Here is a 26492-nt window from a genome sequence, read left to right on the forward strand (position 1 = left end):
ACCCTCGGTGACTAGCTTCACATAAAACTAATTAACTAGCAAACAATCTAGTGAACTATTCTCCCCACCACGCCTCAGGGGCTACGATCGCGCCTGTTTCGATTGCGCCACGACCTGAGTCAATGCGCGCAATCCCTCCGTCAACTGAATAATATGACGCGGCGCCAACTCTTTGAGTAGCTCTTGCTCGTACGCAGAAATGGACTCGACGATTGGCTGGAAGACTTCCTCTGCCTTGCCTGTCGGCTCAATGAGATAACCGCGCCGATCTCGCGGATTTTCAATCTTGCGCACCAGATCTTCCGCGATCATGCGCTGCAATCGCTTGGTGGTCCCTGGGGCAGAAATCAATGACTGCGCCGTGATTTCGGTCGGACTGAGCGCCCTGCCACTGCGTACTAGCACCGACAAGATATCGAAGTCCGCCCGAGTAAGCCCGTAGTTTGCCAGCACCTGGTCACTGCCGGCTTGAATCGCATTGGCTAAGACGCGAATTCGACCCGTAATAGCCATGGGCGAGGTGTCCAGTTCGGGCAATATGGTCCCCCATTGCTCCTGGACGACATCAATTGAGTCACTTTCGGCAAACAATTTACTTCACCAGCTAACTAGTTTAGAGTGGGTAGTGATGACGCTCACCATCATCTCGAGATCTTGCGTCTATACCAAACTACGATGCGGTTCACGCGAAGGAATAATCGCCGGATCATCGCGAGATCCCCGTGGCGAAACGAGGAGAAGACTTTGGAAAATTTCACCACTATCACCGGCGCCGCCGACCGGTTAGACGAAGCGACCGCTGACCCAGCTTTCGATACCGACGTTTTTATTGTCGGTACCGGACCCACCGGTGCCACCGCAGCCTTAGCTTTAGCCACCTACGGGGTGCGCACGATGATGATCTCGCAATGGTCATGGCTGGCAAATACCCCCCGCGCCCACATCACCAACCAGCGCGCGGTGGAAGTTTTGCGTGATCTGGGAATCGAGGAGGAAGTTAAGAAATACGCCGTGCCGTGGGACCAGATGGGCGATACCCTGTTCACCACGTCGCTGGCCGGTGCAGAAATTGCCCGGCTTCGCACCTGGGGTACCGGCGATGAACGGCAGGGCGATTACCGCAACGCCAGTCCCTGCACCATGCTTGATGTCCCACAAACTTCGATGGAACCGTTATTGGTCAAGAACGCGGCCGAACGCGGGGCAAAGGTTGCCTTTTCCACCAAATATCTAGGGCATGAACAAGATGCTTCGGGTGTCACCATCCGGCTCTTAGACCGGACGTCAAATCGGGAGTACAGCATCCGCGCCCGGTATCTGTTTGGTGCCGATGGGGCCAACAGCCAGATCGCCGCGGAGCTCGGACTAGAGATCGTCGGGCACACAGCACGTGCTGGCACCGCTTACATCCGGTTCAAGGCCGACCTGTCTAAATACGTCGCACACCGACCAAGTATTTTGCATTGGATCATGAATCCGGCAGCCAATTTCGGTGAAATCGGCATGGGCTTGTTACGTGCGGTGAGTCCCTGGGATGAGTGGATTGCAGGATGGGGCTTCGACCTGGAAGCTGGGGAACCAGATCTATCCGCCGATCGGATCATTAGTCAGATTCGTACCCTAGTTGGCGACCCAGAACTGAACCCAGAAATTCAGGGTACCTCGGTCTGGTATGTCAACCAGCAGCATGCCTTGACCATGTCACGCGGCCGAGTCTTCGCCGGCGGGGATGCAACCCACCGGCACCCACCAAGCAGCGGATTGGGGTCCAACACCTGCATGCAGGATGCTTTTAACCTGGCCTGGAAACTGGCCTACGTCATCAAGGGATACGCCGGTCCGGAACTCTTGGAGACCTATTCGGCCGAGCGGGTACCTGTCGGGGCGCAAATTGTAGCGCGAGCCAATCAGTCGCGACTGGACTATGCCCCGCTGCGTGAATGCTTCGACACTTCGGACCCGCACGGTGGAGCACCTGCCATTGAACATGGGTTGGCGCGAATCAAGGCTCCAACCGCCGAAGGTGCCCAGTTACGCGCCAAGGTCAACGCGGCACTGCAACTCAAGAACACTGAATTCAATGCGCAGGGCATCGAAATGAACCAGCGCTATCACAGCAGTGCGGTCATCCCGGAGCCAGGACAGGTCGAAGAAGAATTTGCGCTGGACCCAATTTTGCATGTCAACGCCACCACCCGTCCCGGCGCCAAGATCCCGCACGCCTGGCTGGTCGGCGAGGACGGTCACCGGGTCTCAACCCTAGATGTGACCGGTGCCGGGCGCTTCACTTTGGTCACCGGGCTTTCCGGGCAAGCCTGGAAGCGTGCCGCCGCGCAACTGAACCTAGAGTTCTTGGACACTGTGGTCGTAGGAGAACCCGGGTACGAAGACCCCTACTGCTACTGGGCTCGGGTGCGAGAAATCGATGAGGCCGGGGCACTGCTAGTTCGTCCCGATGGTTACATCGCCTGGCGGCACAGCGCTGCGGTCTGGGATGACGAATCTGCTCACGCGCAACTCTCGGAAGCACTCAACAGTGTGCTGGGCCTCGCGCTGACCACCCGCGTCTAACCCAAAGTTCGTCTCCTGAGCCTAACGGGCAAAACATCAAACAATCCGATTGGAAGGAAAACTATGCCAACACTAAATATCCCCGACTATAAGACCGACAAATTTTTCGGTCTCGAAGATCTCTGGCTGGAAACCGCTGAAGGCGAGCTGACCCATTATCACGAAATGGGCGAAGGCACCCCGATCCTGTTCCTGCACGGTTCAGGCACCGGTGTCACCGCGGCAGCAAACTGGTGGCTTAATCTCCCAGAGCTGGCCAAAATGGGTCGTTGCATCGCAATCGACTCGGTGGGATACGGGCAAACCGTGCCCCCGGCAGGAATCGAATATGGCATCAAGGAATGGGTCCGCCACGCGGTACGCACCCTGGATGCTTTAGGGATTGAAAAGACCTGGCTTGTAGGTAACTCCATCGGTGGTTGGGTGGCCCTGCAGTTCGCCATCGATTACCCCGAACGCCTACTCGGCGTAATTTCCATGGGAACCGGTGGGGCGAAGAAGACCGCCGCGCTCTCCGGGCACGCCAAACCAGAGCTCTCCGAAGCCGGCATCCGCCGCACCCTAGAACAGTTTGTCGTGGACAAATCCTTGGTCACCGACGAGCTGGTCTCCTTGCGTTACCAGTCGGCCCTGAACGACACGGCGAGCGATCGCCTGGTCGAGGTGATCGGCGCACGTGACCGTGACCGTGATGCGCTTCCCCTGGATTTTGAGGTACTGAGCAAGCTGCAGATTCCAGTGCTTCTCATTCACGGAATGCAGGACGTGGTAATCCCAGTATCACGCACTTACCAGCTGCTTGAAGTGATTCCTACAGCGGATGCCCACATTTTCAATCAGTGTGGCCACTGGTCCCAAGTAGAGCGGGCAGCGGAGTTCAATCAGGTCATCAGCAACTATTTAGCGCAGCACATGGCCTAGCAAGTCGCACGGATCGAGGACGGTAAAAACTGTCCTCGATCCGTGCTTTTCACTCGTTGAACGGTCTAAAAACCGTTGTCAGCGGGCTGTCCCCGGCTTTTAATCAGCCCGTAGGTGAACTCTTCGTACCGTCAGATGGAACGAAAGCTGGATCACTTCCCACCCAATGCAGTGCAATGGGTACTAAGCCACTAAACGTGAAATTACTTTCCGTCGTTGAAGGAGCGCACTATGCCTCAGGCACTACTCTGCATGTCCCACAGCCCGCTACTGGAACACACCAACCCGCCGGCAGATGTTAAGGCCGCCGTGGATTCGGCATTCGATCAGGCCCGTGCCTTCGTCAAGGACTTCGATCCGGATTTGGTGATCAACTTCGGCCCGGATCACTACAACGGGTTCTTCTACGATCTGATGCCACCATTTTGCATCGGTTATGAGGCCCTAGGCACCGGTGACTACGATTCCTGGGACGGCCCCATCAACGTGCCAACCTCGATCTCCGAAGAGCTGGCCCAGTACATCATTGATCAGGATATCGACACCGCTATTTCCCGCAAGATGGAAGTCGACCACGGTGCCGTGCAGCCGATGGAAATCATCTACGGGAACCTGCAAGACAAGCCTATGATCCCGATTTTCATCAACTCGGTGGCCCGCCCCTTCACCAAGGTCTCACGCGTGCGCAAGTTCGGTCAGGCTGTTGGTGAATTCTTCAAGAATAGCGACAAGAAGGTCCTATTCATTGGGTCCGGTGGCCTCTCGCACGATCCGCCAGTGCCGCAGATCGCTACCGCCACCGAGGAACAGCGCAAGTTCCTCACCGATGGTCGTCACCCGACCCCGGAGGCCCGGGCAGCACGCCAGCAGCGCACCATTGATACCGCTATCGCATTCGCCAAGGGCGAGGCAGAGATCATGGACCTGAACCCGGAGTGGGACAAGAAGTTCATCGAGGTCTGCAAGTCCGGCAAGGTCGAGGACTTCGACGCCTACAACGCCGACGACATGGACGCGCAGGCCGGCCACTCCTCCCACGAGGTTCGCACCTGGGTTGCTGCCTACTCGGCTCTAAAAGCCTGCGGTGACTACGAAGTCACCTACGAGTTCTACAAGCCCATCAAGGAATACATTGCCGGATTCGGCGTAACGACAGCGGTGATCAAGTAATGACACAGGCAGCACAGGCAGGCGCAGCAGACTGGGCCAGCAACCACTCGGACGAAGCCACTCGCGCGGAGCTACTGAAGCGTCTGGCCGAGGAACTACTCAAGGCCACCGATGAGCTCACCGCGGTTCCACCACTGCGTGACCGCGTCCTGGACATGAATCTCAACGACGCCTACCAGGTGCAGGATCTGCAGTTGCAGGCGCACCTGGCCAACGGTCGCGTGCTGGCCGGGCGCAAGGTTGGTTTAACTTCCTTGGCCATGCAGCAGCAGCTGGGGGTGGATTCCCCGGATTTCGGTTTCTTCTTCACCGACATGGTGCATAACGAAGACGCCAGCATTCCGGCCGATTCCTTCATCTCGCCAAAGGTGGAACCAGAATTCGGTTTTGTCCTGAAGGAAACGCTCACCGGTCCGGGTGTTACCCGCGAACAGGCTGCAGCGGCCATCGGTGAGATCTACCCGGCCATTGAAATCATTGATTCGCGTATCGAGAATTGGGATATCAAGCTGGTGGATACCGTGGCCGATAACGCCTCCTGCGGTGCCATCGCCGTGGGGACCACCGCACTGGATGTCAACGTCGAGGATCTGGCCGAAGTGTCCTGCTCGCTAGTGATCGATGGGGAAACCGTCTCCACCGGTCAGGGCAGCGCCGTGATGGGCGACCCGATCGCTCCTTTGGCTTGGCTTGCCAACGTGCTGGGCGAACAGGGTGTCTCTCTGGAAGCCGGCCAACTGATTCTTCCCGGTTCCTTCACCGGCGCCGTGCCGGTGGTCGCGAATTCCAGCGCTACCGCCGACTTCGGTGAGCTAGGCAAGCTCACCATCAACTTCAGCTAAGCGACAGTCCCACACGGGACTTTCGCACCCGCTGCCGGAGTATGTCTCCGGCAGCGGGAGCAACACCTCTAATCTCTCTCTAAAAGGATTTCGCTCTCATGGCAAAGAAAACCGCCGCCATTGTAGGCTCTGGCAACATCGGCACCGACCTGATGTTCAAGATCATGCGCCGTTCAAAGAACGTCGAAGTTAAGTACATGATCGGCATCGACCCGAACTCCGACGGTCTGGCCCGTGCCAAGAAGCTTGGCGTCACTGTCTCCGCCGAAGGCGTGGACTGGTTACTGGCTCAGGAAGACAAGCCAGACTTCGTCTTTGAGTGCACCAGCGCTAAGGCACACGCGGCCAACGCTCCACGCTACAAGGAAGCCGGGATCCACGCGATCGACCTGACCCCGGCAGCCGTTGGCCCGTACTTGGCCCCTGTGGTGAACCTCGATGAGCTCACCGACACCATGAACGTCAACATGATCACCTGCGCCGGCCAGGCCACCACCCCCATCGTGGCCGCCGTGTCCTCCGTGGTGCCCGTTGATTACGCCGAAATCGTCGCGTCGATCGCCTCGAAGTCCGCTGGCCCGGGCACCCGCGCCAACGTGGACGAGTTCACCGAGACCACCGCTAAGGCCCTGGAGGCAATCGGCGGTGCCAAGCGCGGCAAGGCGATCATCATCATCAACCCGGTCGAGCCACCGATGATCATGCGCAACACCATTTACTGCGCGATCCCAGCCGAAGCGGCAGAACCTGGCGAAACGCAGGACAAGATTCGTGCCGCCATCGACGAAGCCGCGGCCAAGATCCGTGACTACGTTCCGGGTTATGAGCTACGCGTAGAGCCACAGTTCGATGTTGCTCGTGAAGACTGGGGCGGTAATGGACGCGTCGGTGTCTGGGTGCAGGTCAAGGGCGCAGCAGATTACCTGCCCGAGTACGCCGGCAACTTGGACATCATCACCGCTGCCGCCACCCGCACCGCCGATCTGCTCTCCGAGAAGATCGATGCCAAGCTCGCCGCAGGCGCCTAAAGCTCTCGCCCGGATAAGGATTTAGAAATAATGAATGCACCTTTGGATACAACTTTCGATATCCGTCTGACCGATACCACTCTGCGTGATGGTTCACATGCCATGAGCCACAAGTTCACCGAGCAGCATGTGCGCGATGTGGTCCGTGCGCTAGATGATTCGCGCGTTGAGGTCATCGAGGTCACCCACGGTGACGGCTTGGGCGGCTCCTCCTTCAACTATGGTTTCTCGCTCACCCCGGAACTGGATCTGATCCGTGCCGCCGTGGATGAAGCCAAGCAGGCCAAGATCGCTGTGCTGATGCTGCCGGGTTTGGGCACCATCCACGATCTAAACCAGGCCCATGACGCCGGTGCCTCCGTGGCGCGTATCGCCACCCACTGCACCGAAGCCGATATCTCGATCCAGCACTTCCAGCACGCACGCAAATTGGGCATGGAAACCGTGGGCTTCCTGATGCTCAGCCACCGCACCAGCCCGGAGGATCTGGCCAAGCAGGCTCGCATCATGGCCGATGCCGGGTGCCAGTGTGTGTACGTGGTCGACTCGGCCGGCGCGCTGATCTTGGAAGACGTCTCCGACCGTGTTTCGGCACTGGTTGCCGAGCTGGGCGATGACGCTCAGGTTGGCTTCCACGGCCACCAGAACATGAGCTTCGGTGTTGCGAACTCGGTCTACGCCGTGCGTGCCGGGGCCAAGCAGATCGACGGCACTTTGCTGGCACTGGGCGCCGGTGCGGGTAACTCCCCTACCGAGGTTCTGGCCGCAGCCTTCGACCGACTGGATGTCAAGACCGGTGTGGATGTGCAGGGCCTGATGGGTGCCGCCGAAGATATCGTCAAGCCATTCATTACCCGCATGCCAATCATGGACCGCGCCTCGATCATGCAGGGTTACGCCGGGGTGTACTCCTCGTTCCTGATCCACGCCGAGCGCGCTGCCGAACGCTACGGTGTTCCTGCCTACCGGATCTTGGAAGAAGTCGGTAAGGCTGGCTACGTAGGTGGCCAGGAAGACATGATTGTGGACGTGGCTGTCCAGTTGGCCGCAGCCAAGTAAAGCCCTTCCACGGCAAAGACCGGTGGGGATCAGTTCGATGAAACTGATCCCCACCGGTCTTTGCCTTCATCCCTTGGGATTCGCCGGGACATCAGCCCCGCTCGCACGCTACTGACTCAAGAAGGTCACCGTGATTCGTGCCGGTGCCGCGGCATAGACCGCGTGCATAATGTCGGCTTCTAAATGCAGCAACCCACCGACCGCTAGCGAATGCAGCTGATCCCCAATGGTGAAATCTACTGACCCCTCAATGACCTGAACTAGGATCGGGGTCCGGGCCTTGTGATCGGGCAGCTCGACACCCGCATCGAAGGCGATCTCGGTGATTTGGACCTTCTCACCAGCGAAAATCCGCTTAGCCGCGTATTTGCCGGGCTTGATGGGGTTTCTTTCGATGTAGTCCTGTACTGAGCGGGCAATCAGTGTCGATTCCGCGTGCGTGGATTCCTTAGCAGCCATGCCATGTCCTCTTTCGGTTCCCGATGTGCTTACGCTCATTATGCCGTTTGGGGATACGTTACTCGATGAGGTGACGCCGGAGGGTTCCTCGGGAGCCAAGCTTTTGGCTTTTAATCAGCAACAGCTAGCATTTGGCAGAAAATGCTAGCTGTTGCTGATCCAGTGGGAACCTCGGGATTCGGACACCGTATGGTTGTTTGCGCACCAGCTAACTGGTCAGAGCAGGGCAGGTGACGAACCCCAAGACATTTCACCGTTTAGGATCGGTTGTCCCTGACGACTGGGTTCACGGCGGCTACAGCATCCAGCCCGTGTCGGGAGTTGAGCAGGATCAGCGCAATGCACAGGATCGCCATAAGGATAACGACCACCAATAGGCTCATCAGTGGGAACCACAGTGTCAAAAAAGCCAAGATGGTTGGGGCGAGGTATGCGCCATAAGCCAAGGTGTAGAACTTCCCGGTGGCCGCTCCCAAACGTTGGGGACTGCTCAACCGCTGGGTCTCCAACAACCCGGCGACCAGCATCAGACCGTAGCCGGCACCCAACAGGCAACAGGCGAGCAAGCCGGCCCACGGCCATTGCCCAAGCGCGGTTCCCCATGCCACCAGCAAACCCAAGAGCGACATGCTCAGCGCAACGATACTGGCGCGTGCCGAATGCAGGCTATCGAGTTTTCGCGCCAAGGGCTGTACTGCCACACCAAAGCCCAAGGTCAGGGCCACCGCACTGGTCGAATAGAGCAGCGCGGTGTCTCCCAGATTGCTGAACAAGCTGGGAACCACGGCAAAACCAATGGTTCCAGCGCCAAAGACCCAGAAGGCACCCGGGGCCACCACGCGCCGGAAACGTTGCTGCGCTTCAGGACTAACGTAAGCCGGAACCTCGCGTAGCGATTGCTGGGCGCTAGTTGCGTGTTCGTGTAGCCCGGGTACTTTGGCCACCAGGAAGAAGAGTGGGATACACAGCAGAATATGAACTAGATAAGGGACGACCTCCGGCCAGGGGGCAAAGTTTGCAATCAATCCGCTGGCTACCGGGCCTAGCCAAAAGCCGGCGGTACTAAAAAGTGATGCCCGGCGAGCTCCGACACCGGCGGTGGCGTGCGGGTCCCACTGTCCTTGCGAGAGTTCCTTGACCCAAGCGGTGGCGGCCGCCATGGCAGCACCGGTTGCTACCCCGGCAAGGAAGCGTCCCAGATAGAGCAGGAAGGCAAACTGACTGCCAAAGATCATTGCCACACTAGCGATAACGGTAATGGCTAAGGCGGCCAGGCTGGTCCCCTTCCGTCCCAAACGGTCCGAAATTTGTCCACCCAGCAGCAGTGCCGGGATCAACCCGCCGACGTAGATTCCGAGCATCGAGGTAACCTCGATCTGCGTGAAGCCGAAGGTCTGCTGATAGAAGGCCAGCATCGAGGCGAACTGATTAGCGCCCCACCCCACAAGCAAAAGTGCCAAGGCAACGGGGAGCCAGTACTGCGTCTGCTTCACCAGTGCTCTATCCTTTCTCTGGTACAGCACCCGGCGTACTGCACCCTCTGGCTATCCTTGGTTACCACCGCGGCGATTGCCAGCTATCGTGCCATGGTACGCAACACGGGTGTGCAGTGTGTCATGATCGGAAGCGTGAAGGAAGAACAAACCACCCCCGCCACCAGTTCGCGCACCGCGGGCTCCCAAACCTTGGCTCGCGGATTAACGATCTTGCGACATGTCACCGAATCCGCAGATGGCCTGTCCAGCACCGAAGTCGCCGAACTGTCCGGGGTGCACCGCACCGTGGCCTATCGAATCCTCAACACCCTGTGCGATTCACAGCTACTACACCGTGGCACCGATGGAAGGTACCGCGGTGCTGCCGGTTTACTGTCACTAGCCGCGGCCGGACACCAACATCTGCGCAATAGTGCCATCCCCCATCTGCGGCAGGCAGCCAATGAATTAGGTGCCACCGTAGCGCTACTCGCTCGCGAAGGAAGTTCCGCCGTAGCGCTGGCTGTGGTTGCCCCGACCACGGGCAGTTATCACATTGCTTTCTCCGAAGGGGCACACCATCCGTTGACGGCCGGCGCCGCTGGCTTAGCTTTGCAGGCTGCAGAGCCACCTTCGGAACACGATTCTGAACAAGTTCTGCACGCCCGGGAACAGGGTTATGCCGAGACTTTTGGTCAGGTGGAACCGAATATGTTTGGTTTGGCCGTTCCATTGCCAGCCCGAGGGCTGACCCCGGCGTCCTGCTTGACCGCGATCACCGTCCGCGAGGAAACCGCCCAGGCCGCCCTCGAACCCTTGCAGCGCATCGCTCGCGCATTGACGGAGGAGCTCGCAGGCTGAAGAACTACCGGAAGCCACACATTTTCTGCCGCCTTTCGTTCCGCTCTACGAAACACCCCTTTGACCTAGATCACATATAGTGGTGTCATAGATATCAAGAAAAGTGCAAATATCGTTCATCAATGTGCGATAAGTACACAAAGCGAGGATTCCATGGCACAGGTAACTACCAGCGAAGTCATTATTGTCGGCGCGGGACCAACTGGTCTGATGCTGGCCAACATTCTGGGTAAGTATGGTCGTTCGGTGACCGTGCTCGAGGCCCGCGAGACACTCATCGATTACCCGCGCGGGGTTGGCCTCGACGACGAATCGCTGCGCACCATCCAAACCGTAGGCTTGGTCGATGAAGTTCGCCCGCACACCACTCCACAACACATCATGCGACTGGTCAACGGTCGCGGCAAGACCATCTTGGTGAACAACCCGCAAACCGATGAGTTCGGCTGGGAACGCAAGCACGGGTTCATTCAACCCGAGGTGGATAAGGTCCTCTATGACGGTCTAGAGCGCTTCGATCACGTCAACGTGTTGTTCGGCCACGAGGTCACCACGGTCGAAGAGGACTCGGACAAGGTCAGCCTCACCGTCACTTTGACCGATGCCGAAGGACAGCAGGTTGAAAAGAATTTTGAGGCCCAGTACTTGGTGGGTTGTGAGGGTGGTAAGTCCCCAACCCGTAAGCGCTTGAACGTTAGCTTCGAAGGCGAATCCCCAGCTACCCGTTGGCTGGTCGTCGACGTCAACAACGACCCACTGGGCACCCCAAACGTCTTCTTGGGCGCAGACCCCAAACGCCCCTATGTCTCCATCGGCTTGCCGCACGCGGTGCGTCGCTGGGAGTTTATGCTGCACGACGATGAAAGCGAAGAAATGGCTACGGATCCAGACTTCGTGGATCAGATGCTGCGCGAGCATGTGCCAAACCCCCGAGACCTGGATTTCATCCGCCGCCGCGTTTTCACCCACCACGCCCGCGTAGCCGGGTCTTTCCGCAAGGGCCGGCAGATCATTGCCGGCGATGCCGCCCACTTGATGCCGGTATGGATGGGTCAGGGCTGGAACTCCGGAATGCGTGATGCCACCAACCTCGGCTGGAAGCTCGCGTCGATCCTCTCCGGCCAGGTATCTGACGACGTTCTGGACACCTACACCTCCGAACGCAAGGATCATTCCAAGGCCATGGTTGATCTTTCGTTGACTATGGGTAAGGTCATCAAGATCACTAACCCCGCTGGTGCGGTGGCCCGTGACGCGATCTCCAGCGCGCTGAACCTCTTCCCCTCGGTGAAGAGCTACTTCTCCGATATGCGTTTCAAGCCAATGCCACGCTACACCCAGGGCGTGTTAGCCGACCCCACCACGCAGGCCTCGGGGAAAGCTGCAGCCAAATTGACCCGCAAGCTAATTCCGGTGACTACCGCCAATACCCGCGTTTCCCCGGTTGGGGTCCAATTCCCCCAGCCAGATGTCACCACCTCCGCCGGGGTGAAAAAGTTCGATGATGCCGTGGGCAACTGGTGGACCGTGATCGTTTGGGGCAATGACCCGAAGGATGTCTTGCCAGTAGCGTCGCTGAAGAAGCTGGAAGCGCTGGGCGCCAAACTGGTAGCAGTGGTTCCACAGACGCAGCGCGAATGGGCTGAACGGGATGCCGATTCAGATGTCTTGGTCCTTGGCGATCACACCGGACGGTTGAAGAAGTGGTTCGATGATCGACCTACCCCGATGATCTTCCTGCGCCCAGACCGTTTTGTGGCCGGCGCCTGCCTGAATCAGGATGGCCCACAAACGCTGGAGGCGATCCTTGAGGCGCTGCATTTCCGTGGCCCGGTGAGCAACCCCGGCACCGTGAGTGTTCCGGATGACGCCAGCTCCTTACTGCCCTAATCGATCCTAGCTCTCACTCCCCGTGGTAGACGCGAATTCGTGTTCACCACGGGGAGTCTGCCATCCCGGACTATTCCGCGCACTGCTGGTTGTAGGGTATTGTGCCAGCCAGTGAGCCCTTAGACGTAGGAGCGTGAACGGTCGATCATGAGTGAGAACAATACCCCCAAGCTGCTGTCCGGTGGGAACCCACAAATCCCCAAGGGTGAAGGCCCAGGCCCGGTGCGCGACTATATTGCTGCGATGCCCGAGTGGAAACAAGCCATCGGTCAACGGCTCGATGAGCTCATCGAACAAGCCATCCCGCAGGTCAAGAAGGCCGTGAAATGGAATCAGCCCATTTACGGCACCGACGGACAAACGTGGCTGCTATCCTTCCGGTGCTTCACCCATTACGTACAGATCGCTTTTTACCGGGGCACCTCACTGGAACCAGTACCAGCGAAATCCTCTAAGCATGAAGAGGTCCGCTACCTGGACATCCACCAACAGGATGAACTCGACGAGGCTCAACTGCTGAGCTGGTTTGAACAGTCCGCCAAACTGCCCGGCATGAAACTCTAAGCTCCCGCCTTCGCCTTAGATTGCTCGGGCCGCTTGGTGCGGGTGCCAGGAGCTGGGACCTAACCTTAATTTCAGCCCGGCACTCGCTCAACGGTTGTCTAATGTTCATGTAACACGAGGTCGCGTAAGCACTTTAGACAACTGCCCGTTACCCCGCGGTGCTAGCGTTAAAGTCGACAGTGGTTGACTTTAAATCATGTGCATTAGCGCTCTCAGCGCTGCCGCACCAGACAGCAGGGAGCACTTCTCTATGGGCGCTATGGGCCTCCAGTTACACCGTCCACCGGTCAGATTCGATATTTCGACCAAGGCTTTCGCGAGCTTTAGCACCGAGGAAATCGACCACCTCCTGGCTTGCACTTACGCCTCCACCAAGAACTTCAAACGCGGCGAAGTTCTTATCACCCAGGGAGAAGATTCAAGCACTCTGGCAATAGTGCTCAAAGGTACGGTGTTATTGAGCGACCAAGAATCCGGATCAGACTCCCCCGTCGCCTTCCTCAACCCCGGAGATCACTTTGGCGAGGATCTAGGCTGGAGCGAGAACCCCACCGCACGTTTCACCGCGATCGCCGCTTCCCCCGGAACCGTGGCCGTTCTGGATCTGCGAACTCTGCAAAATCTCGATGGCCACCAGTGCAAACTGCGCACCCGCTTAGCGGCCAAACTACTGGAATTCAGTGCAGAGAGTGTTGCCCGTGCCAGCGCATTTGAGCAGATGCGGCAGCAAGAAACCCTCCGCGAGCGGCTCGCCGAATTCTTCATCAACCAGCGCGCCGAGCAAGGCACCGAGAAACTGCTCATCACCTTGAACCGCGAGCAGTTTGCCGCTCATCTGGGCACCGAAAAGACCACTCTGGGCAAGGAACTCAAAGCCATGCAGAACGAAGGGCTCATCGAGTTCTACCGCAGCAGTTTCCGAATTCTCAAGGATCTCACCGAGGGCTAAGCACACTAGTCGGTGTCGGGCAATCCGGCATTCCACTGCTCTAGTGAAATCCGCCGAATGCTCAAAATGTCGCCCAAAGTGCCCCATTGGCTGCCACCGAGTCGAGCCAAGGGGTTCAATAGTTGTGCGTCGGGCCTTTGCTGATCGTTGTGGACGTTTTCACTCACTGCTGCCTGAACCACCCGCCCAAGAACCAGGAACGAGTCGCCGACCTCCACAACTCGCTCGAGTTCGCACTCCAGTGCGGCCGGTGAATCGGCGACCCGTGGCGGCGCGACCCGCATGCTGGGCTCCGCGGCGATCCCAAGTTCGGTGAATTCACTCCGCCCGGCCTCGAATTCCGTGGCCGAGGCATTGATCGTCTCGAAGTGGTGACGGGTGGCGAAACAGATGGTGAACTGCCCGTTCTGCTCGATATTCCGTAGCGTATCTTTGCGACCCACCGAGGTGAATTGGACGATCGGCGGATTAGCGCTGGCAACGGTAAAGAATGAATGCGGTGCTAGATTCGTTTGTCCCTGATCATTGATGGTCGAGACCCAGGCGATCGGGCGCGGGATCACCAAGTTGGTCAGTAGCCGGTACAAGTCCGTCGACGATACCTGATCTGGAGTCGTTTCTCTGCGCATAGCTCCAAGCACACCAGATTTACACCACGAATGCCATTGCTGACTCCGGCTGAACCGAGTCGTCAAGCGGTGCGGGGCGCTCAGGCAGCGTGTGGTGGCCCCGGGTCTATTTCGATCCGCCGGTGCGCCCGCTCGGCGATACTCGGCGACAGAACTGCCGCCACTACCACCAGGATTAACGGCAGAATAAGCGCTCCGCGCAAACCGTGGACTTCGGCGATGAAGCCCAGCAAGGGTGGTCCCACGAGAAACGCGACATAGCCCATCGTGGCGACCACCGATACCCGCCCAGCGGCATTCGCCCCGGAATCACCGGCCGCGGAAATTGCCAAGGGGAATGCCAGCGAAGTGCCCAGTCCCCACAATATGGCGGCCGAACCGGCCAGGATGGCGTTCTCGGCGAAGATCACTGTTCCCATCCCCAGCGCGCCCAGCACGGCACAGCTGGCGAAGACTCTAGCCCGCCCAAACCGGAGCACGAACCACCCACCGGCAAAACGTCCAATGGTCATCGCCAGCGCGAATCCGGTAAAGATTAGCGAACCGGAAGTCGCGTCAAAGCCATGCCCGTCCACCATCACCAATGGCAGCCAGTCCGTGGCAGCACCTTCCGATAGCGCCATCGCCAGCACTAAGACTCCGATGAGCAGCAGGGACGGATCAAACCACAAAGACTTAGCACGTTCCACGCCCTGTTGTTTCGAGACATTGTCCTGCCGTCCCGTTGCGGCGGGCAGAGCGCGAATCGCGAAACTGACGCAAGCGATGGCAACCAGACAAATCAGGGCCAAATGCCACGGAACCCCGATGCCCAGAGCGGTAAACGCAATGCCGCTGGAGGCGCCCACCACCGTGCCAAGACTAAAGAAGCCGTGTAGTTGCGAAAGGAAGGGTCTGCCGGTCGAACGTTCAACGTCGGCCCCCTCCACGTTCATGGCAACTTCGGCACTTCCCATGCCAGCCCCAAAGCAGAAGAGACCGGCCGATACCACCACGCCCTGTCCGAGTAGCGCACCGATCGCCACGGTCGGTAATCCGAGAATCAGCAGGCTAGCCCCCGCAGCAATTACCGAGCGCGCCCCGAAACGTGCAACCAGTCGTCCCGAGGCCAGGATTCCGAGCATGGAACCCACCGATAACCCGAAGAGCACCATTCCCATTTGCGCGGGAGATGCTTCGATGAGATCGCGGATATCCGGGGTCCGAGTCACCCACGAAGAGAGCCCCATCCCGGGGAGGAAAAACAATAAACATAGAGCCCGGCGTCGCTGCTGCATTTTCAGGCTCATTTACGCTCCATGTCAGGGATCAGACTCATCAGTACGTATTAAATCTATCCTGCGAAGCATCGCCCGTTGTCCGGGTATGCTCACCGCGTCACAACGACCAGGAACATTGTGAGCCAAGCTTAGACAGCAATAGTAACTAACGGTGTCGGATACGACGCAGAAGCACTAGCAGAACGCTCAAGATCATTGCCCCAGCCAGCGTGATAATGCTGGCTGTAATCCATTGTGGTTCCAATGCATGGGCGCTAAAGACTTCCCAGAGTCGGGTACCGGTCAGCGTCGCATCGACGGTCGCGAGTTGTGCGGATAAAAGATTCAGGAAAACCGGGGCAAGCCACTGGATGACCAAGGCGGCGATCCAGAATGCCAGCGCGACGATCCGTTCAAATCCAAGCACCCCAAGCACGATACCGAGTAGCAAAGGTCCAAGATGCTGGATGGGCAGCTGCCACGGTACCTCATCCCAGAGCTGGTCAAGCCAGAACCCGGGGACGAAACTGAGCAGGGCTAGGCTCAGAGCCACCCAGCACATCTGTAGCCGGGCAATAATCCAGAAGAGGAGCAACAGGCACACCAGACCCAGTCCAAACACCAGCAGATGACGCGGCAGGGTGTCACGGCCCGCAGCGAAGGAGTTCAGCACGGTTAAGGAATGGTATCCCGCCCCGAGCCATCCGCAAGCGCTGCCGATCAGAACCAGCAATAGGAACCGCAGGTTTCTCCCACTGAGCGCGCGAACAAAGAACCCGCCCAGCAGTGCACACATACCTTGGGCAACCCACAGATCGGATGATTGGTATGCCGCGTGCGGTAACAGACTCGGTGTGGGCGAAAGCTCCCCCGCAGCGCCAAGCTGGATCAGGTTGTCACCACTTAGCCACGGTAGAAGTGCGAACAGCGTAAGCGCCAGTCCCAAGGACCATTGCACCCACCACACACCGAATAACGATCGGAACCAAGTGGTCTGCAGGTATGGTTGGGCGCTCACCCTGCCATTCTTGCAAACTATCGAGCCAAGCTAGCCCATCCCCTCGGCCTAAGTCGACTCCGGGTTTTAAAAGAATGCAGGTGGTTCGTAACCCCATCCTCTAAGGGTGAGGTTACGAACCACCTGCATCGTTCTTGACCTGCGCTCGCCTCGTGGGCTTGCGCTGCACCATCCCAACGGTAAGCGTGGCCATTGGGTGGCGGGTACATAAGTCGACTCATGAAGGTAGTCCGAACGACTTGATCTAATGCAAGTAAACCCAGATCTTTCAGTATGCGCAACAGCCACAAACTTGACTGGTCAATCTGATCAATCGAGAACAAACCACAATGCGATTCTTGATCATTCTGAAGATTCAATGAACAAGATGTGATCCACGGCACGAAGTTTGGGTCAGCTCGGTCATCAGCCCACCGCAGCAAAGCCGAATCCCACCCTTGAGTGCCACGCCATGGTCACTACCGGCGAAGCACATACCCCATTCCAGTCAGGGAACTACTTGGTCTCGCGGGCGATATCCTCGCGAGCTTCGGCATAACGGCGTTGAATGTAGTTCTCCAATTCAACGCGTTCGACACGCCACATTCCCCGGCCACCGATCTGGATCGCTGGCAACTCCCCACTTTTGACCAAAGCACGCACTTGGGGCAACTTTACGTTTAATTCCTCGGCAACATCTTCAAGTCGCAGAAACCTCATACCGCAAGCTTAGTCACGCTAGAGTCTATTTGCTGATGTTTGAAGCCAATACGTGGATAACTTTATTGGTGAAATTACTGTGCCCCGTGGCGATAAATTCTCACTCTCTAGTGAAACCCTACCGGTCATACCGTGCAATAAGCTTGGGAGTTGTTGGTCATTTTGACTAGTATTTCACGAAGGCATTCCTTTAGCCTGACCACTTTGACGCCACCGCGCAGGAGAGACACCGATGACTCCCGAGACGTACCAGCTCGACGAAACTGACCGTCGCATCCTGCTAGCCCTAGACAGTGATCCGCGGGTCCCCATTATGATGCTGGCTCAACAGCTCGGTCTGGCTCGCGGAACGGTGCAAACTCGTCTGGAACGATTGGCACATTCCGGGGCACTGCGCCCTAATACCGCGCGAATTCGACCGGCTGCCTTAGGTCGCGGGGTTTCGGCGTATGTCAGCGCCGAGCTCGATCAAGCACGCCTGGATGAGGCCATCGAGGCGCTGCGCAAGATTCCCGAGGTCCTCGAATGTGTGGCACCCGCTGGGGACACCGACCTGTTGATTCGTGTGGCGGCCAAAGATCCGGATGATCTTTACCGCGTCAGTGAAGTCATTCGTTTGTGCCCCGGGATTAACCGGACATCCACGTCTATGATTCTGCGTGATGTGATCCCCTATCGCACCACGTCACTGCTTAAGCACGACACGGCAGCCGAATAGCCCAGCGGCTTTTCATCCGGTGCAGACCGGATCTACCGGGGTCTGCCGTTAGTTGTATCGTACGACCATCGGGACATCGATACGCAAGTCATTAATCCGCCGTCGCAAATGCTCCACTTGGCCTTGGATATTCTCTTCCGTCGGGTGCAGTTGAATCATAAAGTGCATTCCGACGATCAGGGTCAGGAGCTCACCGGCCACGACTTCCGGCCGCGCAGTGCTAGCTATTTCGCCGTTTTGGATTGCTATGCGCAAGTGGTGCTCGGTAAGTCGCCGCCATGGAAGAAGATCCTCACGGAAAGCTGCTCGGAGGGTCTCGTTCCCAATCGCACGGTCCGAGAAAGTAAACAGGACACGTGCCACTGCGATGTTCTCCGGTTTATTGGGCATGGCCGTTTCGAAGATTTCACTAACAGCGTCCAGCCCCTGTAGCCCATTAACCGCTTTTTCGAGTCGTTCAATGAGCTGCTCCGACACGTACTTACTGGTAGCCATCAGGATCTGATCTTTACCTTCGAAATAGCGCTTTAAGGCACCGTTCGCGTACCCGGCAGCGGCAGCTATCTCCCGCATGGTCGCAGCTTCAAAGCCACCGGAAACGATGAGTTTCTCGGTCGCCAAGACGATTTCTAAACGTCGTTGGTCATGATCGATAATCTTAGGCACGCAGACCTCCAGGACAGTGCAGCTACACGGTGCTCGGACACCTGATGAGCACAAGAAAGGAACGTTTGGCTGGTTCTAACGGGGCCATGTTCGACCACCCTAGCCTAGTCAGTGTTCCGCGACTTGGCCAGTGACAATCACGTGATCTTGGCGGTTTTTCAACAAGTGTCGATTCTTCAAGACACATAACAGACTGATCGAGCACAAGAGGAACAACAGCCCGATGAAATATACCGGCTGGAACTGATAGCGCCAGAGTGAGAGAACATTTGGGATCAAAAACCCGATGTAGCAGACCGAGTAGAAGCGTCCGGTGAGTTTTCCAATCTCGGCTGGCCCGGCCAAGGTAAGTACCTGTCCTAATCCACCGAGCAAAAGAATTCCGTTGGCACATCCCGCCAATCCCGAGGCGAGCAATCCCAAGGTGGCAGACCCGGTGAGCGCAACCGGGATCATAACCAGATAGGCACTTAGCGCCACTCCCAGGCCGATCAGGAGGAGTTTGGCGCTGCGTGGACGGTCCCAGCGACGAGCAATGGGTTGAATTAATGCACCGAGCCCCATAGTCAAAGCCACCGTGACGGTAGAGAACAGCAGGCCTGAGCCCTCACCACGTCCGGTGAGCGCGGTGACCACCGCGAACCCGCTGGTAGCCAGCCCAAACACCCACGGTGCCATAGGGAGCACCACACGACGGAAGATCTGAAGATTCTCGGGGGTAGTGGCCCCAGTCTGGCTACTGGTCAACACCCGCCGGGGTGCTTCCGGCTGGAAGAAGATCAGTACCAGCCAGGCCAAGGAAGTAATTGCATGCACGAGATAAGCCAGTTCGGGACTGCTGGTGATCCCGACCAGCGCTCCAGAAATAACCGGGCCGAGCGCGAAACCCACTGATGTGCATACCCCGGCACGCACTGCACCACCGGGACCCGCAAAGATTTCTTTGATCCAACTGGTAGCCGCCACCATAGCAAGCCCCATCCCGATACCGGTCAATACCCGTCCGGCATGTAGCCATAAATGTGCTTCGGCACCGAGGATCAGCATCCCGGATCCACAGATCGAGGCGATCAGGGCGAGGAGGGTAAAGAGCTTACGGCCGAGCTTATCGGCCCAAGAGCCTCCGAAAACCAGCATGGGCAACAGCCCAATGATGTAACTGGTCAGCACAAGAAATGCCGAAAACTCACTAAGTTCACGATTTTGCTGGTACCACCCAATGAGTGAAACGTACTGGTTGGCACACCAACCGGTCAAGACCAGACATATACCAGGAAACCACCATGAGCCTCGGGCTCGGGTCGATGTTGTCTGTGTGGGCGAGGAAATTTTTACTTCTCCAATTCGTAGCTCAGCGCGCGGACTCGTTCAGCGATTTCATCGCGGATCCGTCGCATTCGTTCTAGCCCGGTATGCCCCTCATCGCTCGGCTCACTGATGAGCCACCGTTCGGTGCGCACTGATTCCCCAAAAACGGGGTGGGCTTCACTTCCAAGGATGACCACCCGATCAACCTGTTCGACTATTGCCGGGTCGATTTCTTTGGGATGAGCTTGAGTCATATCGACGCCCGCTTCGGTGATCACTTCCAAGGATTCGGGATTGACCGCTTCTCCTGGTTTGGTTCCCGCTGAATAGCCGATAATTTTCCCTTCGGTCAGATGCGTCATCAGCGCAGCGGCCATCTGGGATTTACCGGAATTTCGAGAACAAATAAAAAGAACTGAGCTACCCATAGGAACATTGAATCACCCTTGGCCCGAGATCGGCAGCGGGTGAAGTGCAGATTGCGTTCCTAGCTACCTGAACCGTCAGCTGATCGTTGAATAGTGATAGGTAACTGGCAGGATGGATCCCATGAAAGAAAACAAGCCTCGTGCCCTTCTCGGCTTCACGGCACGCCAGTGGGCCGCCGTAGCTTTGCTCATTGCCGCGGGAATCTTTATTCTGCAGAATCTTTATCGAGTCCGCGTGCAGATCTTCTTCTTCCACACAGCTGCACCGCTCTGGTCGGTGATCTTGGGAACCTTGATTATCGGCTATCTAGTCGGCAGGTTCTCAGTTCGCCGTTAGCTAGCAGCCAACATCTGAAGGAAGGGGTGGTGGTCATTCGTCGAGAATCGCCCATTCACCCACGGCGTCCATATTCGAATCGAAAATATCTTCTTGCGCTCCGGGCTCCATGGGATAGAGCTGCAGGTTTTTGGCCCAGTGCTGCAAGATCTGTTGCAATTCCTCAAGCGGTTGTGACGCCATGGCCTCGGAGTCAAAATTTACTTCGAAAACGAAACGCATAGGGTTCTCCTCAATGTCCGATTGCAGGACATCCTATGCGGATTACGCGGGAAATACGAGGGTGTGATTCAGGTTTGAGCCGCGTGAGGCAACCTTGAGTTTGGGGAATGAAAAAGGGGCAGAGCATAGATGCTCTGCCCAGCTCACGCCGCCGTATAGGCGCTCGCCTGACCTTACATTGGGTACTGGCTGTAGGCGGTGCTCATGTTTTCTAACAATTCGTTGCCACCGATCCGGTAGGTAATGAGTAGAAGCGCACCAAAGACGACACCGGTGATAGCGCTGAATCCCAAAGAGATTTTCGCCAAAGAGCGAACCTCGGATCGCTTCACTGGTGCGTCATCGTTGAGGTACGATCGCACCCCGCGACTCATCGACGCAGCTGGGCTTAATACTGCAACTTCCAGCTCGTTGGAGGCGGTGTCAGTTGCACCATCTTTCAACAGGGCCACAGTCTGACGGTTCCGGCGATCCTGACGAAGCTTGACGATGTTAGCACCGTGACGGGCTAAAAGAATGTCTTCACCGAGCGGAATCGAACTCATCGTGCTGCTCCTTCATGAAAGTCGGGTGGAATAATTCAAACCTAACAGCCCTTTTCTCCCCCTATTACAAATACCGGAGATAAGTTCACAACCTCACAGCCACATGTGACAGAAACTGCATCATTCCGCGGTCAAGTCAATGATTCAGGACACATGAGATACCCAAGACCCCGCACCTAGAACCAAAAAATCTCGTGAACTTTAAGTGTAAATAAATGCGGATTAGATGAGACTTTGTCATATTTTTTAATTCAGATCGTACGTTCCAATTCACTGTCGATAGATCTTTTTCCGGGGGTTGCTCTTCACTAAACAGCTCACTGTGGATGACTGAGCCCTTGTCTAGCTTGCCAGCAAACGGTAGCGTCCAAGCTAGGGCTACAGTTACTTTCCGGCGCGATCTTGAGATTGCGCCGTTATGGAATATCAGCTGTTGATCTCTTGTTATGCCAGATGGTGTAAACAAACAACAAGGAGGACAGACATGGCCGAAACACGACGCGTTGTGATTGTTGGCGGACATGGAAAGGTCGCTTTGCTTACTGCTCCGCGGCTAGTGCGAGAAGGCTTCGAGGTCCATTCGTTGATTCGCAATCCGGAGCATGCCAAGGAAATTACCGCCGTGGGCGCCACTCCGGTCGAGTTGGACATCGAGCAGGCGGACACCGACGCTTTAGCCGGAGTATTCAGCGGCGCTAGCGCGGTAGTATTCTCGGCCGGCGCAGGCGGCGGTAACCCTGCCCGGACCAACGCCGTAGATTACGAGGCGGCCGTACGAACCATGGAGGCCGCTAAACAAGCCGGCGTGCGCCGCTATGTGATGGTTTCCTACAGCCGCGCTTCAGTAGATGTAAATTCCTTAGACCCCGCGGACTCGTTTTATGCCTATGCCAAGGCGAAGCATGATGCAAACGAACATCTGCGTTCCACAAGCTTGGACTACACCATTTTGGGTCCGGGCATGCTGACATTGGATCCCGCGACCTACAAGCTCACTCTAGTGGATAATCAGGGACGCATTGCCGGTAAACAGCCTTCGGGCAGTGACGCGGACACCGCACGAGAAAACGTGGCTGAGGTGATTGCGCATGTTCTGGCCAATGACAGCGCAATCCGCCAAACCGTGAATTTCTATGATGGGCAGACCCCCATCACCAAGATCTTCTCCTAGCTCGGCCAGATGACTAGCGGCGAATCAGCACTCCCTGACGAATTTACATTCCCCGCTAGTATTCTGCGTTGCCGGTGCTGTGTTCAAAGACCAGCGAGGTTTGCGTTGTGGCGACAGCCGGGTTCGAGGACAAGTAATCCAGCACGAACTGTCGTACATCGGCAGAGTTCCGTACCGCCACGTGAAGCACAAAGTCATCGGCCCCACCGAGAAAGAACAGCTGACGTACCCCGGGTTTTAGTCGCATTTCTTGGGCAAAAGATGACATCAAATGGCGTGCCCCCGGACGGATGCGCACAAAGATCAGCGCTTCGAGTTCACGTCCCAGCACCTGTGGATCGACTTCGATCGTAAAGCGGGAAATCACCCCCGACTCACGGAGCTGATTCATTCTGGCCAAACAGGTAGAAGCCGCAATGCCCAGCTCCTCAGCCAACGAGTTGTTGGTTCGCCGCGAGTTTTGCGACAAAAGCTTCAAAAGCTTACGGTCAAGCTCATCCAGTTGTGCCTTCTTGTTTTCGGATGGTGCCAGCGAATCTGTCATCTGAAAAGTCCTTTCCGACTCTCTTTACGCCCAAGATCAGGTTCGATGCCCCGGGCATTGAGGAGATCTCCCGCGGCCAACCACCTTCGCAACACGCGTCCGATAGCGAACTAAAAACCACAATAGAGTACCAACGATCACCGCTCAGAGAAGTAGTCTGGGCCAATCTAAAGCAATCCACGCATAAAGCACGGTCATCCCCCCAATGGTATAAATTCATGCCCAAACCACGGATCTCACAGCCCCGGCTGGCAGATGCTTAGGGAAGGGCAGCCACGTCATCGCGCCGTGGGCAGTGACCGCAGATTGCACCCCAGCAGTCCTTGAGCGTTGAGGAAAATCGACTTGCGAAGTACTGCTTGATATTTGCTGCGCCCGACCTAAGCCACCATCTTGATCCTGTTGACTAAGAGGCCACCGGCCAAGGCAACCACCGCAGCACAGATGAACAAGGTGGCGTACCCGCCTAACCAAGACACCGAAAGCCAGGCGATCAAGGGGGCAAAGACCTGCGGCAGTGAGTTAGCAACGTTGATGACGCCCAGATCCTTGGCTCGCGAATCGGCATGTGGCAATACTTGGGTGAGCAGCGCGTAGTCCACCGCCAGGAATGCCCCAAAACCGATGCCTAAGAGGACCGCGCCACCGATAGCCACCGCAAAGTTCGGAGCCGCCGCCATCAGCAGGGCAGCTGCGGCGGTGATCACTGCGGAAATCAACACGTAGCGTTTGCGCTTACCGTCCCGGTCCGAAAGCCTTCCGGCCACCACCGAGGACAGGATCACAAACCCGGCATAGACGCTAGAAAGCACCAATACACCGGTTGCCGGTTGTGGATGGTGCAGTTCGTCTTGCAGGAAAAATAAAAGATAGACCAAGAAAAGTTGGCTAGAGAGATACAGCAGGAAGCGGGTGATCCAGGCCCAGCCAAAGTCCGGGTACTGCTTCGGGCTAATCCAGAACCCTTTGAGGAAGCTGACCCAGGCGAAAGGTTCGCGTTCCTGTGCTGGCAACACGACATCTTGGCGCAGCAGGACGAACGGTATCGAGCACAGGGCAATGACTACGGCGACAATGGCATATCCAAAGACTAGGTCACTGGCGGCCACCATACCGATGCCGGCACCAATGAGGATACCAACGGTCTGACCGAGGGCAACGAGCCCACCAACCGTGCCGCGCTGTTCGACCGGGACTTTATCGGGCACCACCGCCAATACCGCGGCGAGCGCGGCGTTACCTGCGGCTTGCATCAAAGCCCACCCCACCACTAGCAGGCTCACCGTATGTGCGGTAGACATGAGAAGTAAAGCCAGCGCTCCACCCAAGGTTCCAGCAACAATCCACGGGATACGCCGACCAAAGCGTGAGGTGGTTCGATCGCTCAACGCGCCAAAGAGCGGGTTTGCAATCATTGATACGGCCGCACCAACACCGGTGACCAGCGAGAGAGTAGCATTTTTCTGCTGCGGAGTAATCGCCTCAGAGTGCAATCCCAGCAGTACTTGAATAGGTGCGAAGAATCCGACGTTGATCCCGATGTGTACGATCAGCACCGCGGCGATCCACCCCGCGGTGACGCGCGCGCGAGGGGTTCGCAACGCTTCAACTGCGTTATGAGAATCCATGTGTTGGCTATCCCTTAACTAACTCTGTCCCAGATCCCGCAGGGAAATCCGCGGATTCTGCAGGTCACTATGATTTGGTGAGCGTCCATGTGCGATCAATTCTCGCATGATGTCACTGTCCTGACCGGGGTCGGCGAGCGCAGCGGCGACCAGTTGGCCTTGATCGTTCAGGCCAAAGGAGATTTGGATTCGCTCCTGCCAGTTCAACCGTTCCACGCTGTACTTGGCTCTGCTAAAGTCCCCTACCACTTCGATATGGCTCTCGTGCCGGTCGGACCAGAACCAAGGGGTTTGACGCTGAACAGTGGGAGTGGCCATGATGGTGCTCGCGGCAATCTGTGCATCTTCGATGGCGTGTTCCCAGTGTCGGTAGGCTCGTTCCCCAGGGTGCCGGGTGACATCCCCAACGGCCAAGACCTGTGGCAGGTTGGTACGTTGGTGTTGATCGACGAGGATTCCGTCGTCGGTTCTCACGCCCAGTTGCTGGGCTACCTGCACATTAGGTGTCACACCGATGGCGCTGACAATAATGTCTGCTTCCAGTTCTTCGTCATTGACCCGCACCGTATGCTCGGTGATGTTCTGCACTTGCCCGGTGATCAGTCGGATTCCTCCGATCCGGTGGTCCTCATGGAGCTGGCGCGCCAGCGCCGGGCCGAAGGCTTTCTGGGCGGGGAGCTCCTGGTTGCTGATCAATGTGACCGTGGCACCGAATTGGCGGGCCGCGGCAGCGAATTCTGCACCGATCAGCCCTGCTCCGATAACCACCGCGTGGGTTCCGAAGGCACCGAAGGACAGCTTTTGCGCCAATTCTTCGGCAACGCTAGCCGTGTGAATCACCTTGGCGTTTTCGGCGCCCGGCACATTCAAGGCCAGCGGTGTGGTGCCGGTAGCCAGCACCAGCCAGTCTTCCTTTGAGGTAGGCAGCGGTGGGGTTTCGATCAGCTCGTCACGTAGCTCAATGGAATGCTGTGCGAACCATTGCGGCGGGGCGAACGGCACGCGTTCCAGACTCTTACTCAGTGGTGGGCGATCATAGGGTAAACCTTGCGGGTCATTGAGCACGATCTGCCCGTCATAGCCCGCCTGAACTAACTCGCGAGCCAGAGCGAATCCGGCCACTCCGGCACCGAGGATCTGTACCGAGGCCATTTAGAAGGTCAGCTCCAGCATCCCGTCAACAACCTCCACGTGATAGGTGCGGGCGTCAACGTAGGCCGGCAGGCATAGCACTTTTCCGGTCTTCAGGTTAAAGCGTGAGGCGTGGATGGGGCATTCGACCTCGCACCCCTCAATCCACCCCTCGGATAGCGAGGCGACTTCGTGGGTGCATTCATCCTGCAAGGCGTAGAAGCTTCCATCTTCCGCGTGAAAGATCGCAATATCTTCGCTGGCACCGCTGTCACTGGCTTCAACTTTAAGCGCTTCGCCCTCAGCAAGATCTGATGCCGGGCCTACGGTGTACTTCACGGACTTCTCCTCAAACTTCATGAATACTTCGGTTTTCATCATGTCATTTTCGGGCACCGTC

General features: G+C 57.3%; 29 protein-coding genes. 13 read left to right on the top strand and 16 right to left on the bottom strand.

Annotation, left to right across the window (positions count from 1 at the left end):
* Positions 1 to 81 precede the first annotated feature (81 nt).
* Entirely contained in the window at positions 82 to 513 is a 432-nt protein-coding gene (locus ACQQZ8_RS13210; protein ID WP_431710263.1) for a MarR family winged helix-turn-helix transcriptional regulator, read from the bottom strand.
* Between the two features lie 231 nt (positions 514 to 744).
* Between ACQQZ8_RS13210 and ACQQZ8_RS13215 the strand changes: the two genes are divergently transcribed.
* From ACQQZ8_RS13215 to dmpG, 6 genes are all read left to right on the top strand, one after another.
* Complete coding sequence (locus tag ACQQZ8_RS13215) at positions 745 to 2571, top strand: FAD-dependent monooxygenase (protein WP_431710264.1); 1827 nt, start codon at positions 745 to 747, stop codon at positions 2569 to 2571.
* A 63-nt stretch (positions 2572 to 2634) separates the two neighbouring features.
* On the top strand, positions 2635 to 3492 hold the full coding sequence (locus tag ACQQZ8_RS13220) for an alpha/beta fold hydrolase (protein WP_431710265.1): 858 nt from the start codon (positions 2635 to 2637) through the stop codon (positions 3490 to 3492).
* 231 nt (positions 3493 to 3723) lie between these two features.
* A complete protein-coding gene (locus ACQQZ8_RS13225; RefSeq protein WP_431710266.1) occupies positions 3724 to 4662 on the top strand; it encodes a 3-carboxyethylcatechol 2,3-dioxygenase in 939 nt (312 codons plus the stop codon).
* Entirely contained in the window at positions 4662 to 5504 is an 843-nt protein-coding gene (locus tag ACQQZ8_RS13230; protein WP_431710267.1) for a 2-keto-4-pentenoate hydratase, read from the top strand. Before ACQQZ8_RS13225 ends, ACQQZ8_RS13230 begins: the two co-directional genes overlap by 1 nt.
* Before the next feature lie 98 nt (positions 5505 to 5602).
* Entirely contained in the window at positions 5603 to 6532 is a 930-nt protein-coding gene (locus ACQQZ8_RS13235) for an acetaldehyde dehydrogenase (acetylating) (protein ID WP_431710268.1), read from the top strand.
* Positions 6533 to 6562: 30 nt separating this feature from the next.
* Positions 6563 to 7591, top strand: coding sequence for a 4-hydroxy-2-oxovalerate aldolase (gene dmpG / locus ACQQZ8_RS13240; protein WP_431710269.1), 1029 nt, complete (start codon positions 6563 to 6565; stop codon positions 7589 to 7591).
* Positions 7592 to 7699: 108 nt separating this feature from the next.
* Here the strand turns inward: dmpG and ACQQZ8_RS13245 are convergent, their stop codons facing one another.
* Together ACQQZ8_RS13245 and ACQQZ8_RS13250 are read right to left on the bottom strand one after the other, a co-directional pair.
* On the bottom strand, positions 7700 to 8050 hold the full coding sequence (locus ACQQZ8_RS13245; RefSeq protein WP_431710270.1) for a cupin domain-containing protein: 351 nt from the start codon (positions 8048 to 8050) through the stop codon (positions 7700 to 7702).
* Between the two features lie 257 nt (positions 8051 to 8307).
* Entirely contained in the window at positions 8308 to 9543 is a 1236-nt protein-coding gene (locus ACQQZ8_RS13250; RefSeq protein ID WP_431710271.1) for an MFS transporter, read from the bottom strand.
* 135 nt (positions 9544 to 9678) lie between these two features.
* On the opposite strand from ACQQZ8_RS13250, the gene ACQQZ8_RS13255 reads away from it, so the two are divergent.
* The 4 genes from ACQQZ8_RS13255 (at position 9679) to ACQQZ8_RS13270 (ending at position 13789) form a co-directional block, all read left to right on the top strand.
* Positions 9679 to 10386, top strand: coding sequence for a helix-turn-helix domain-containing protein (locus tag ACQQZ8_RS13255; protein ID WP_431710272.1), 708 nt, complete (start codon positions 9679 to 9681; stop codon positions 10384 to 10386).
* Between the two features lie 153 nt (positions 10387 to 10539).
* Positions 10540 to 12276 (top strand): bifunctional 3-(3-hydroxy-phenyl)propionate/3-hydroxycinnamic acid hydroxylase, encoded by a 1737-nt coding sequence (locus ACQQZ8_RS13260; RefSeq protein ID WP_431710273.1) that lies wholly within the window; start codon positions 10540 to 10542, stop codon positions 12274 to 12276.
* Positions 12277 to 12423: 147 nt separating this feature from the next.
* Positions 12424 to 12840 carry a DUF1801 domain-containing protein gene (locus ACQQZ8_RS13265; protein WP_431710274.1) on the top strand — a complete coding sequence of 139 codons (417 nt, stop codon included), beginning with the start codon at positions 12424 to 12426 and terminating at the stop codon, positions 12838 to 12840.
* A gap of 196 nt (positions 12841 to 13036) precedes the next feature.
* The gene (locus ACQQZ8_RS13270) at positions 13037 to 13789 is read left to right on the top strand and encodes a Crp/Fnr family transcriptional regulator (RefSeq protein WP_431710275.1); all 753 of its coding nucleotides are present in this window, start codon (positions 13037 to 13039) and stop codon (positions 13787 to 13789) included.
* A 5-nt stretch (positions 13790 to 13794) separates the two neighbouring features.
* Here the strand turns inward: ACQQZ8_RS13270 and ACQQZ8_RS13275 are convergent, their stop codons facing one another.
* From ACQQZ8_RS13275 to ACQQZ8_RS13290, 4 genes are all read right to left on the bottom strand, one after another.
* Positions 13795 to 14418, bottom strand: a complete 624-nt coding sequence (locus ACQQZ8_RS13275; protein WP_431710276.1) for a flavin reductase family protein — start codon at positions 14416 to 14418, stop codon at positions 13795 to 13797.
* A gap of 80 nt (positions 14419 to 14498) precedes the next feature.
* Entirely contained in the window at positions 14499 to 15707 is a 1209-nt protein-coding gene (locus ACQQZ8_RS13280) for an MFS transporter (RefSeq protein ID WP_431710277.1), read from the bottom strand.
* A 136-nt stretch (positions 15708 to 15843) separates the two neighbouring features.
* A complete protein-coding gene (locus ACQQZ8_RS13285) occupies positions 15844 to 16695 on the bottom strand; it encodes a hypothetical protein (RefSeq protein ID WP_431710278.1) in 852 nt (283 codons plus the stop codon).
* A gap of 495 nt (positions 16696 to 17190) precedes the next feature.
* On the bottom strand, positions 17191 to 17394 hold the full coding sequence (locus tag ACQQZ8_RS13290; protein ID WP_054821201.1) for a helix-turn-helix domain-containing protein: 204 nt from the start codon (positions 17392 to 17394) through the stop codon (positions 17191 to 17193).
* A gap of 232 nt (positions 17395 to 17626) precedes the next feature.
* On the opposite strand from ACQQZ8_RS13290, the gene ACQQZ8_RS13295 reads away from it, so the two are divergent.
* A complete protein-coding gene (locus ACQQZ8_RS13295; RefSeq protein WP_431710279.1) occupies positions 17627 to 18112 on the top strand; it encodes an Lrp/AsnC family transcriptional regulator in 486 nt (161 codons plus the stop codon).
* Positions 18113 to 18160: 48 nt separating this feature from the next.
* Here the strand turns inward: ACQQZ8_RS13295 and ACQQZ8_RS13300 are convergent, their stop codons facing one another.
* The 3 genes from ACQQZ8_RS13300 to ACQQZ8_RS13310 form a co-directional block, all read right to left on the bottom strand.
* Positions 18161 to 18778: a TetR/AcrR family transcriptional regulator gene (locus tag ACQQZ8_RS13300; RefSeq protein ID WP_431710280.1), complete on the bottom strand. Its 618-nt coding sequence runs from the start codon at positions 18776 to 18778 to the stop codon at positions 18161 to 18163.
* A 108-nt stretch (positions 18779 to 18886) separates the two neighbouring features.
* The gene (locus tag ACQQZ8_RS13305; protein WP_431710281.1) at positions 18887 to 20035 is read right to left on the bottom strand and encodes an MFS transporter; all 1149 of its coding nucleotides are present in this window, start codon (positions 20033 to 20035) and stop codon (positions 18887 to 18889) included.
* 74 nt (positions 20036 to 20109) lie between these two features.
* On the bottom strand, positions 20110 to 20514 hold the full coding sequence (locus tag ACQQZ8_RS13310) for a low molecular weight phosphatase family protein (RefSeq protein ID WP_431710282.1): 405 nt from the start codon (positions 20512 to 20514) through the stop codon (positions 20110 to 20112).
* Positions 20515 to 20635: 121 nt separating this feature from the next.
* Here ACQQZ8_RS13310 and ACQQZ8_RS13315 point away from each other — a divergent pair, with 121 nt between their 5' ends.
* Positions 20636 to 20851, top strand: coding sequence for a hypothetical protein (locus tag ACQQZ8_RS13315; RefSeq protein ID WP_431710283.1), 216 nt, complete (start codon positions 20636 to 20638; stop codon positions 20849 to 20851).
* A 33-nt stretch (positions 20852 to 20884) separates the two neighbouring features.
* Here the strand turns inward: ACQQZ8_RS13315 and ACQQZ8_RS13320 are convergent, their stop codons facing one another.
* Together ACQQZ8_RS13320 and ACQQZ8_RS13325 are read right to left on the bottom strand one after the other, a co-directional pair.
* Positions 20885 to 21073 carry a hypothetical protein gene (locus ACQQZ8_RS13320; RefSeq protein ID WP_431710284.1) on the bottom strand — a complete coding sequence of 63 codons (189 nt, stop codon included), beginning with the start codon at positions 21071 to 21073 and terminating at the stop codon, positions 20885 to 20887.
* A 173-nt stretch (positions 21074 to 21246) separates the two neighbouring features.
* A complete protein-coding gene (locus ACQQZ8_RS13325) occupies positions 21247 to 21618 on the bottom strand; it encodes a hypothetical protein (protein ID WP_431710285.1) in 372 nt (123 codons plus the stop codon).
* A 484-nt stretch (positions 21619 to 22102) separates the two neighbouring features.
* On the opposite strand from ACQQZ8_RS13325, the gene ACQQZ8_RS13330 reads away from it, so the two are divergent.
* The gene (locus tag ACQQZ8_RS13330; RefSeq protein WP_431710286.1) at positions 22103 to 22789 is read left to right on the top strand and encodes an SDR family oxidoreductase; all 687 of its coding nucleotides are present in this window, start codon (positions 22103 to 22105) and stop codon (positions 22787 to 22789) included.
* A gap of 55 nt (positions 22790 to 22844) precedes the next feature.
* Here the strand turns inward: ACQQZ8_RS13330 and ACQQZ8_RS13335 are convergent, their stop codons facing one another.
* The 4 genes from ACQQZ8_RS13335 to ACQQZ8_RS13350 all read right to left on the bottom strand — a co-directional run bounded on the left by ACQQZ8_RS13335 (position 22845) and on the right by ACQQZ8_RS13350 (position 26488).
* The gene (locus tag ACQQZ8_RS13335) at positions 22845 to 23333 is read right to left on the bottom strand and encodes an Lrp/AsnC family transcriptional regulator (RefSeq protein ID WP_431710287.1); all 489 of its coding nucleotides are present in this window, start codon (positions 23331 to 23333) and stop codon (positions 22845 to 22847) included.
* Positions 23334 to 23713: 380 nt separating this feature from the next.
* The gene (locus ACQQZ8_RS13340) at positions 23714 to 24961 is read right to left on the bottom strand and encodes an MFS transporter (protein WP_431710288.1); all 1248 of its coding nucleotides are present in this window, start codon (positions 24959 to 24961) and stop codon (positions 23714 to 23716) included.
* An 18-nt stretch (positions 24962 to 24979) separates the two neighbouring features.
* Positions 24980 to 26113 carry an NAD(P)/FAD-dependent oxidoreductase gene (locus tag ACQQZ8_RS13345; protein ID WP_431710289.1) on the bottom strand — a complete coding sequence of 378 codons (1134 nt, stop codon included), beginning with the start codon at positions 26111 to 26113 and terminating at the stop codon, positions 24980 to 24982.
* Positions 26114 to 26488: a non-heme iron oxygenase ferredoxin subunit gene (locus ACQQZ8_RS13350; protein ID WP_431710290.1), complete on the bottom strand. Its 375-nt coding sequence runs from the start codon at positions 26486 to 26488 to the stop codon at positions 26114 to 26116.
* Positions 26489 to 26492 lie beyond the last annotated feature (4 nt).

It is taken from the genome of Glutamicibacter uratoxydans (genome assembly GCF_050753455.1).
GTDB lineage: Bacteria > Actinomycetota > Actinomycetes > Actinomycetales > Micrococcaceae > Glutamicibacter > Glutamicibacter uratoxydans_A.

Coding starts and splice junctions, on each gene's coding strand:
- ACQQZ8_RS13210 (WP_431710263.1), bottom strand. CDS start 513: ATGGCTATTACGGGTCGAATTCGCGTCTTAGCCAATGCGATTCAAGCC.
- ACQQZ8_RS13220 (WP_431710265.1), top strand. CDS start 2,635: ATGCCAACACTAAATATCCCCGACTATAAGACCGACAAATTTTTCGGT.
- ACQQZ8_RS13225 (WP_431710266.1), top strand. CDS start 3,724: ATGCCTCAGGCACTACTCTGCATGTCCCACAGCCCGCTACTGGAACAC.
- ACQQZ8_RS13230 (WP_431710267.1), top strand. CDS start 4,662: ATGACACAGGCAGCACAGGCAGGCGCAGCAGACTGGGCCAGCAACCAC.
- ACQQZ8_RS13235 (WP_431710268.1), top strand. CDS start 5,603: ATGGCAAAGAAAACCGCCGCCATTGTAGGCTCTGGCAACATCGGCACC.
- dmpG (WP_431710269.1), top strand. CDS start 6,563: ATGAATGCACCTTTGGATACAACTTTCGATATCCGTCTGACCGATACC.
- ACQQZ8_RS13245 (WP_431710270.1), bottom strand. CDS start 8,050: ATGGCTGCTAAGGAATCCACGCACGCGGAATCGACACTGATTGCCCGC.
- ACQQZ8_RS13260 (WP_431710273.1), top strand. CDS start 10,540: ATGGCACAGGTAACTACCAGCGAAGTCATTATTGTCGGCGCGGGACCA.
- ACQQZ8_RS13265 (WP_431710274.1), top strand. CDS start 12,424: ATGAGTGAGAACAATACCCCCAAGCTGCTGTCCGGTGGGAACCCACAA.
- ACQQZ8_RS13270 (WP_431710275.1), top strand. CDS start 13,037: ATGTGCATTAGCGCTCTCAGCGCTGCCGCACCAGACAGCAGGGAGCAC.
- ACQQZ8_RS13275 (WP_431710276.1), bottom strand. CDS start 14,418: ATGCGCAGAGAAACGACTCCAGATCAGGTATCGTCGACGGACTTGTAC.
- ACQQZ8_RS13280 (WP_431710277.1), bottom strand. CDS start 15,707: ATGAGCCTGAAAATGCAGCAGCGACGCCGGGCTCTATGTTTATTGTTT.
- ACQQZ8_RS13290 (WP_054821201.1), bottom strand. CDS start 17,394: ATGAGGTTTCTGCGACTTGAAGATGTTGCCGAGGAATTAAACGTAAAG.
- ACQQZ8_RS13295 (WP_431710279.1), top strand. CDS start 17,627: ATGACTCCCGAGACGTACCAGCTCGACGAAACTGACCGTCGCATCCTG.
- ACQQZ8_RS13310 (WP_431710282.1), bottom strand. CDS start 20,514: ATGGGTAGCTCAGTTCTTTTTATTTGTTCTCGAAATTCCGGTAAATCC.
- ACQQZ8_RS13315 (WP_431710283.1), top strand. CDS start 20,636: ATGAAAGAAAACAAGCCTCGTGCCCTTCTCGGCTTCACGGCACGCCAG.
- ACQQZ8_RS13320 (WP_431710284.1), bottom strand. CDS start 21,073: ATGCGTTTCGTTTTCGAAGTAAATTTTGACTCCGAGGCCATGGCGTCA.
- ACQQZ8_RS13325 (WP_431710285.1), bottom strand. CDS start 21,618: ATGAGTTCGATTCCGCTCGGTGAAGACATTCTTTTAGCCCGTCACGGT.
- ACQQZ8_RS13330 (WP_431710286.1), top strand. CDS start 22,103: ATGGCCGAAACACGACGCGTTGTGATTGTTGGCGGACATGGAAAGGTC.
- ACQQZ8_RS13335 (WP_431710287.1), bottom strand. CDS start 23,333: ATGACAGATTCGCTGGCACCATCCGAAAACAAGAAGGCACAACTGGAT.
- ACQQZ8_RS13340 (WP_431710288.1), bottom strand. CDS start 24,961: ATGGATTCTCATAACGCAGTTGAAGCGTTGCGAACCCCTCGCGCGCGC.
- ACQQZ8_RS13345 (WP_431710289.1), bottom strand. CDS start 26,113: ATGGCCTCGGTACAGATCCTCGGTGCCGGAGTGGCCGGATTCGCTCTG.